The organism is Escherichia sp. MOD1-EC6475, assembly GCF_003046645.1.
In the GTDB taxonomy this organism is placed as follows: domain Bacteria; phylum Pseudomonadota; class Gammaproteobacteria; order Enterobacterales; family Enterobacteriaceae; genus Escherichia; species Escherichia ruysiae.
In genome coordinates, this window is the sequence record NZ_PZKQ01000026.1 from 36,132 (window position 1) to 42,761 (window position 6,630).

The 6,630-nt window shown below is 52.6% G+C and carries 6 protein-coding genes and 1 pseudogene; 4 read left to right on the forward strand and 3 right to left on the reverse strand.

Going from position 1 to position 6,630, the window contains the following annotated elements:
- The first annotated feature begins 394 nt into the window (after positions 1 to 394).
- Both A7589_RS09325 and yjdN read left to right on the forward strand, forming a co-directional pair.
- Positions 395 to 730 carry a zinc ribbon domain-containing protein YjdM gene (locus A7589_RS09325; RefSeq protein ID WP_001300891.1) on the forward strand — a complete coding sequence of 112 codons (336 nt, stop codon included), beginning with the start codon at positions 395 to 397 and terminating at the stop codon, positions 728 to 730.
- A 139-nt stretch (positions 731 to 869) separates the two neighbouring features.
- Positions 870 to 1,313 carry a VOC family metalloprotein YjdN gene (gene yjdN, locus A7589_RS09330; RefSeq protein ID WP_108188816.1) on the forward strand — a complete coding sequence of 148 codons (444 nt, stop codon included), beginning with the start codon at positions 870 to 872 and terminating at the stop codon, positions 1,311 to 1,313.
- Between the two features lie 63 nt (positions 1,314 to 1,376).
- Here yjdN and yjdP read toward each other — a convergent pair whose 3' ends face one another.
- From yjdP to A7589_RS09345, 3 genes are all read right to left on the reverse strand, one after another.
- Positions 1,377 to 1,706 carry a DDRRRQL repeat protein YjdP gene (gene yjdP, locus A7589_RS09335; protein ID WP_000806200.1) on the reverse strand — a complete coding sequence of 110 codons (330 nt, stop codon included), beginning with the start codon at positions 1,704 to 1,706 and terminating at the stop codon, positions 1,377 to 1,379.
- A gap of 68 nt (positions 1,707 to 1,774) precedes the next feature.
- A complete protein-coding gene (locus A7589_RS09340; protein ID WP_000636711.1) occupies positions 1,775 to 2,407 on the reverse strand; it encodes a GNAT family protein in 633 nt (210 codons plus the stop codon).
- Positions 2,408 to 2,519: 112 nt separating this feature from the next.
- A complete protein-coding gene (locus A7589_RS09345; protein ID WP_105282758.1) occupies positions 2,520 to 4,784 on the reverse strand; it encodes a hybrid sensor histidine kinase/response regulator in 2,265 nt (754 codons plus the stop codon).
- 113 nt (positions 4,785 to 4,897) lie between these two features.
- Between A7589_RS09345 and A7589_RS09355 the strand changes: the two genes are divergently transcribed.
- Positions 4,898 to 6,418 (forward strand): sugar ABC transporter ATP-binding protein, encoded by a 1,521-nt coding sequence (locus tag A7589_RS09355; RefSeq protein ID WP_001089395.1) that lies wholly within the window; start codon positions 4,898 to 4,900, stop codon positions 6,416 to 6,418.
- Positions 6,415 to 6,630, forward strand: a pseudogene (locus tag A7589_RS09360) (ribose ABC transporter permease); the annotation flags it as partial. The gene A7589_RS09355 and the pseudogene A7589_RS09360, both read left to right, overlap by 4 nt.

A 6,630-nucleotide genomic window follows, 5' to 3' on the forward strand; every position in this document is an offset into this window, starting at 1 on the left:
ATTCTTCCTTAAGGCAAATTTCATTATTTTTATTTAGCCAGATCGTTTTTTAGTTCTGTTGTCGGCTTTTATAATTACTGCAGGAAATAATTTTTATATTTAATATATTGTTTTTATTAGGATGAATAAATCTCTTCCGACAAGTTAAAAGTCAGAAAGATAAAATAACAATTTAATTAAAAAAAGAACAAGAAGAGAGTTAACCTTAACTTAAATAATAAACAGAGGCAAAAAGATTATTTTCTTTTTGCGTTGTCTTTCAAATGAAAACGATCGTCGACTAAAATCAGCAGTACCCCCGACAAACTCAGGGATTTTGTGTATAATTGCGGCCTTTTTCGGCAATCTGCCGTTTTTTGGCGCTTTTGCCCTGCTGACTTTTGAGGAAATCCACATGTCATTACCACACTGCCCGAAATGCAACTCCGAATACACCTACGAAGATAACGGCATGTACATCTGCCCGGAATGCGCCTACGAATGGAACGACGCCGAACCTGCACAGGAAAGCGACGAGCTGATCGTTAAAGATGCTAACGGCAACCTGCTGGCTGACGGCGACAGCGTTACCATCATTAAAGATCTGAAGGTGAAAGGTAGCTCTTCGATGCTGAAAATTGGCACCAAAGTGAAAAACATCCGCCTGGTTGAAGGCGACCATAACATCGATTGCAAAATCGACGGTTTTGGTCCGATGAAACTGAAATCTGAGTTTGTGAAAAAGAACTGATTTCGAATGCCGGGTGCGATACATCCGGCAACGGTGCCAACTGCCTGATGCGACGCTTGCGCGTCTTATCAGGCCTACTCTTCATCTGTACAAAATTCAAACTACACTTAACTGACTTCTCTTAACTGAGGTCACCATCATGCCGTTAAGTCCCTATATCTCTTTTTCCGGTAACTGTGCCGACGCGATAGCCTATTACCAACGCGCGTTAGGCGCGGAACTGCTCTATAAAATCAGCTTTGGGGAAATGCCGAAACCCACGCAAGAAAGCACCGAAGGCTGTCCTTCAGGGATGCTATTTCCCGATACTGCCATCGCCCATGCTAACGTGCGCATTGCCGGAAGCGACATCATGATGAGCGATGCCATACCGTCAGGAAAAGCCAACTACTCCGGCTTTACGCTGGTGCTCGATTCGCAACAGGTCGAGGAAGGGAAACGTTGGTTTGACAACCTTGCCGCCAACGGAAAAATCGAAATGGACTGGCAGGAAACCTTCTGGGCGCATGGCTTCGGCAAAGTTACCGATAAATATGGTGTGCCGTGGATGATTAATGTCGTTAAGCAGCAGTCAACACAATAGCCGGGCTTTAATAGCTGATGGGGAGAATTAGGGGGAGGGGTGATGCCTGCTCCATACCCAACATCACCGCCCATACTCATCTTCCATTCTCCGCTCTTCATCTTCCAGCTGCCGACGCTCCTGATCAAGCTGGCGCTGGCGGTCGTCAAGCTGCCTGCGGCGATCTTCAAACTGGCGGCGGCGGTCGTCATATTGTCTGCGACGATCGTCGCTCACTTGACGCTGCCAGCCGTCGTCGCGCGAATCTTCATAGTCACGCCCACGATCAGGGTTATAAGCGTCGTTAATCGCCTGCTGAATATTACCAATCGTGTCGTCGATAATATCGGCCTGAGCCGGAACGGTGGTCAGCGTGAGCAGGGTGAAAAGAAAGAGCGTGGAGTAAGGTTTCATAAGCCAGTCTCTGTGATGGACTGGCTTAACGTTAGTTGAGTGTGAATAACCGGAGTAGCGGAGTAATCTCAAATACGGTAAGGCGCAGACTCTTCCATTAGCTGGATAGCTCGCCGTTTATTTTCCGCCACCAGCACAATGCTATGACATTTTTGATCCGGAGAAATACTCCAGATACGTTCTTCCGGAATGCAGCCACCATCGTAGATCACTTTCGTGCCATCGTAAGGCCAAAATGTCTCTTGTTCAGTGTCTAATATAAACACTGAAATCTGATCGGACTCGCGCGCGATCTTCTGCCAGAGCATCTTCCCGCCATCATACTGATCAAAATCGCTGATGAGTGTGATTCCGCATTGCAGGATTAACGCTTCATACAGTCGCGTTGCCAGACCTTTATCGCGTTCACCTGGGGAGACGCAGATACCTTCCACTTGTACCAGATCCGAGTCTTCCCACCAGCGTTCAACGGCAATAATATCGCTGCCGAACTCTTTTTTACGCTGCAGGTCGAGAGCGGCAAGTACCCGATGACGTGGCACGCCTGCAAAAACTTCAATGTCCGCTTCAATGATGGCCGCTCTTGGCGTCTGGCTGTCATAAATCACCTGTAACAGACGCCCGGAAAGCTCGATCTCTTCCACCACGCGAAAAGAACGAGCAACCGTCATTGGGCTATAGGTGGTTGGCATCACGATCATATGTGAATCGCCTCTTGTCAGTACTGGCATAATTCCTTTTATATCCCATTCAGAACAGAATTGCTCACAATAGCAGCACATTTGCTCCAGGCCTCTTGATAAATTCTGAAAATCATCCCTCAATTTGCCCCAATGCCTGCGCCAGTTGCACGCGGGTAAAAGGTTTGCGCAGCAGCGCCACTTCTGGCAACGCGGGGTTATAGCTGGGGCGTAAATCCTGACCGCTGATAAGCAACAGCGTCAGGTGTGGGTAGCGTTTGCGTGCTGCATTGACCACTTCTGCGCCGCTCATACCGCCTGGGAGCATTAAGTCGCTGATAAAGATATCGATTTCCGCTGATGCCGCCAGCAGATCCAGCGCCTGTTCGCCACTGCTCGCTTCCAGCGTCAAATAGCCCAGCAGATGCAGCTGTTCACAGATGGTCTGGCGTACCGCAGCTTCATCTTCCAGCACCAACACCAGCTTATCGCCGCTGACGGCTGTCTGTTCTACCACCGCTGACGATACATTTTTCGCCGCCAACAACGCACGGGGAAGCTGTAGTCTGACTGTCGTTCCCTGCCCCGGCGCACTTTCGATTTCCACCCTCCCGCCGGACTGACGCACGAAACCATAGACCATCGACAAGCCCAGCCCGCTGCCGCTCCCCGTCTGTTTGGTGGTAAAGAACGGTTCGAACACCTGGTCTTTCACCTCCTGCGACATTCCACAGCCATGATCGATAACCTCCAGAGCCACCATGTCCTGACGCTGCCCACCGCTACGGGTGACACGCTGGTTCCAGGTGCGGATTTTGAGGGTTCCCGTCAGCCCTTCCATCGCATCACGAGCGTTCATCACCAGGTTGATGATGGCGTTTTCCAGTTGGCTGACGTCAATCCACGCAGGCCACGCCGGAGACTGCGCTTCAATCTCCAGCGTCAGCGTTGCCGGTAAGGAGTGGCGCATCAATTCGCTTAACTCTTCCAGTAATGTTTTCAGTTCAATGGCTTGTGGATGTAAGGACTGCTTGCGGGAAAATGCCAACAGCCGTTGGGTCAGTAGCGCGCCACGTTCGGCGGCTTGCTGCGCCCGCTGTATTCGCGGCGCGTCGGGCGAGTCCGTGTTCACCAGCTCCAGGCTGCCAATAATCACCGCCAACAGATTATTAAAATCATGCGCCAGTCCCCCCGTCAGTTGCCCGACCGCTTTTAGCTTCTGGCTGTGCAATAGCGCCTCTTCCAGCCCCTGCCGCTCGGTTTGGGCAATCTCCATCTGCGTGGTTTTCTCTTTCAGCAGCCGTGACGTCCGTTCAAGCGATGCGGTATTACGGGCGAAGACGTTAAAGGCGCGTGCCAGTTCCCCCAACTCATCGCGCCGCTGTAACGCCGGAAAGCTGACTTCTGCTTCACCGTGCGCCAGACGACTCATGGCGCGAGAAATCGCCGTCAGGTTTGAGCCAAGATTGCGATAGATGTACCAACCTGCAAACGCGGTGATCACCACCGCTAACAGGGCAAAGATCATGATCACTCTCTCGCCGGAGCGCAGATCCTGGTAACTTTGCGCTACCCGCTGACCTGAAAGCATCGCCACCTGTTCGGCATAATGGTTAATATCGCTGTTAAGGATCGCCACCAGAGCTTTGATGTGAAACATATACCAGCTAATCGCCAGATCGCTTTGCTCCAGAGCGGCAGAAAGCGGCGCGAGTTTACGTAGTTCATCATTGAAATCAGTAAGTAGCGTATTTACTAACGGCGTATCACTATGAGTCGGCAGCGCAGACATCACTTCAACCAGTTGATGAATAATCGCCTGCGGTGCTGGAGTGGCAATGGCGGCGACGATCAGCCGGTTCATCTCGTTAAGCAAAATATCATCTTGCGCGTGAGTGACTTTTTGCAGATGCCGCAGATAACTTAAGTTTTGATATAGCGAACTTAACAACGCGTTGCGTTCCAGATGCCGCCTTTGCCCCCGCTCCAGCATTCCGCCGACGCTGGTTTGCAGTTCATTACTACGCTGGATGATTCGCGCCACCAGCCCGGCGTCCTGCTGTGCTAAAGGCGCTGTCGCCAGTTGCTCAAGTGAGCTTTTTAATGCCCGCTGTGTCTCCAGTAATCGCTCGGCTTCGCCTTTATATTCCAGCGCCCCCACCACCTGTGACAATCGCACCGCCGCCGTCGCCACGTTTGCCGTGTCGCGCGCCAGATTCAGGCTGCCGGTCATATCATCCACCGTTTGCTGCTGCACCTGCTCCTGCATCTGGCTGGCATGGCGAAAACCCATTACCGCCACGCCGCTGACCATCAGCGTCACTGCTACCACCAGCAAATTTAAAAGCAGCAATCGCCCGCGCGCGCTGGCAAAAAAGTGACGTCCGGGGTGCGCCATATCACGCTCCGTGAAGAAAATTCGCAATATGACAAATATGAACGGCTTCTGACATTTTGCATTTACTTTCCTGTGATGGAGTGCTGATATCGACAACCTCGCAGGAGTCCACCATGAACAGCACGCCAGTTCTGGAGATGCGCAATATTGCCAAAGCCTTCGGCAAATTTTATGCGCTCAAAGGGGTGGATTTGACGGTTTACCCTGGCGAGATCCATGCCCTGATGGGGGAAAACGGCGCAGGAAAAAGCACGCTGATGAAGGTGCTGGCGGGGGCTTATACCGCCACCAGCGGCGAGATCCTGATTGATGGCAAACCCTTTCACATTCGCACGCCAAAAGATGCCTTAAGCGCCGGTATTACGCTGATTTATCAGGAGATGCAGCTGGCACCCAATTTGACGGTGGCAGAGAACATTTTCCTCGGCAGCGAGCTTTCCCACGGCGGGCTGGTGCAGCGTAAAGAGATGCTGGTGCAGGCGCAAAAAGTGATCGACCGCCTCGGCGCGCAGTTCAAGGCCAGTGATAAAGTCATGACGCTGACCATTGCCGAACAACAGCAGGTCGAAATTGCCCGCGCGCTGCATCGCAACAGCCGCATTCTGGTGATGGACGAACCCACCGCCGCCCTCTCCTCCCGCGAAACTCACCGCCTGTTTGAGCTGATTATGCGGCTGCGCGATGAAGGGATGGCGATTATCTACATCAGCCACCGCATGGCGGAAGTGTATGAGCTTTCCGATCGCGTCAGCGTGCTGCGCGACGGGCAATACGTTGGCAGCCTGACCCGCGACAACCTCAACGCTGCTGAACTGGTGCGGATGATGGTTGGCAGGCCGCTGAGCGATCTGTTCAATAAAGAACGCGATATCCTGCCCGGCAAAGCCCGCCTGAACGTTCACCACCTGACCGACGGCGGCAAAGTGCAGCCGAGCAGTCTGCTGGTGCGTTCCGGCGAAATTGTCGGCCTCGCAGGGCTGGTGGGTGCCGGACGTTCCGAACTCGCGCAGTTAATTTTCGGCGTGCGTAAAGCAACGGGCGGAATGATTGAAGTGGATGGCGAACCGGTGGTGATCCACTCCCCGCGCGAAGCCATCGATCTTGGCATTGGATTTCTGACCGAAAACCGTAAAGAACAGGGGCTGTTCCTTGAAATGGCGGCAGCCGAAAACATCACCATGGCAACCCTGGAGCGCGATGCCAGCTGGGGGATGCTCAACCGCAAAAAAGCGCAAACCATCTCCGATGACGCCATTAAGTTGCTCAACATTCGTGTGCCACATTCCCAGGTGCGAGCGGGTGGGCTTTCCGGCGGTAATCAGCAAAAACTGTTGATCTCCCGCTGGGTGGCGATTGGCCCACGCATTTTACTGCTCGATGAACCCACGCGCGGCGTGGATGTCGGCGCAAAAAGCGAGATCTACCGGATCATGAACGAGATGGCACGCAAGGGCGTGGCGATCCTGATGATCTCCAGCGAACTGCCGGAGATAGTCGGGATGAGCGATCGTGTTTATGTAATGCGCGAAGGCAGCATTGCCGGTGAGTTAAACGGCAACAACATCACCCAGGAAAACATTATGACCTTAGCGACCGGCGTCAACGACGCTCATTCCCAGGCGGTGCGCTCATGACAACATCTGCAAAGACCTCTGCCAAAAAAATGTTAATGAGCGATCTGATGCAAACGGTCGGCATTTTGCCGATTCTGATCCTGATCGTGGCAGTTTTTGGCTTTATCGCGCCAAACTTTTTTACCGAAAGCAACCTGCTGAATATTACCCGCCAGGCGTCAATCAACATTGTGCTGGCGGCGGGAATGACCTTCATTATATTGACCGGCGGG

What these genes read in the sequence shown, in the direction of transcription:
- A7589_RS09325 (WP_001300891.1), top strand. Translation starts at nt 395, where the DNA reads ATGTCATTACCACACTGCCCGAAATGCAACTCCGAATACACCTACGAA.
- yjdN (WP_108188816.1), top strand. Translation starts at nt 870, where the DNA reads ATGCCGTTAAGTCCCTATATCTCTTTTTCCGGTAACTGTGCCGACGCG.
- yjdP (WP_000806200.1), bottom strand. Translation starts at nt 1,706, where the DNA reads ATGAAACCTTACTCCACGCTCTTTCTTTTCACCCTGCTCACGCTGACC.
- A7589_RS09340 (WP_000636711.1), bottom strand. Translation starts at nt 2,407, where the DNA reads ATGATCGTGATGCCAACCACCTATAGCCCAATGACGGTTGCTCGTTCT.
- A7589_RS09345 (WP_105282758.1), bottom strand. Translation starts at nt 4,784, where the DNA reads ATGGCGCACCCCGGACGTCACTTTTTTGCCAGCGCGCGCGGGCGATTG.
- A7589_RS09355 (WP_001089395.1), top strand. Translation starts at nt 4,898, where the DNA reads ATGAACAGCACGCCAGTTCTGGAGATGCGCAATATTGCCAAAGCCTTC.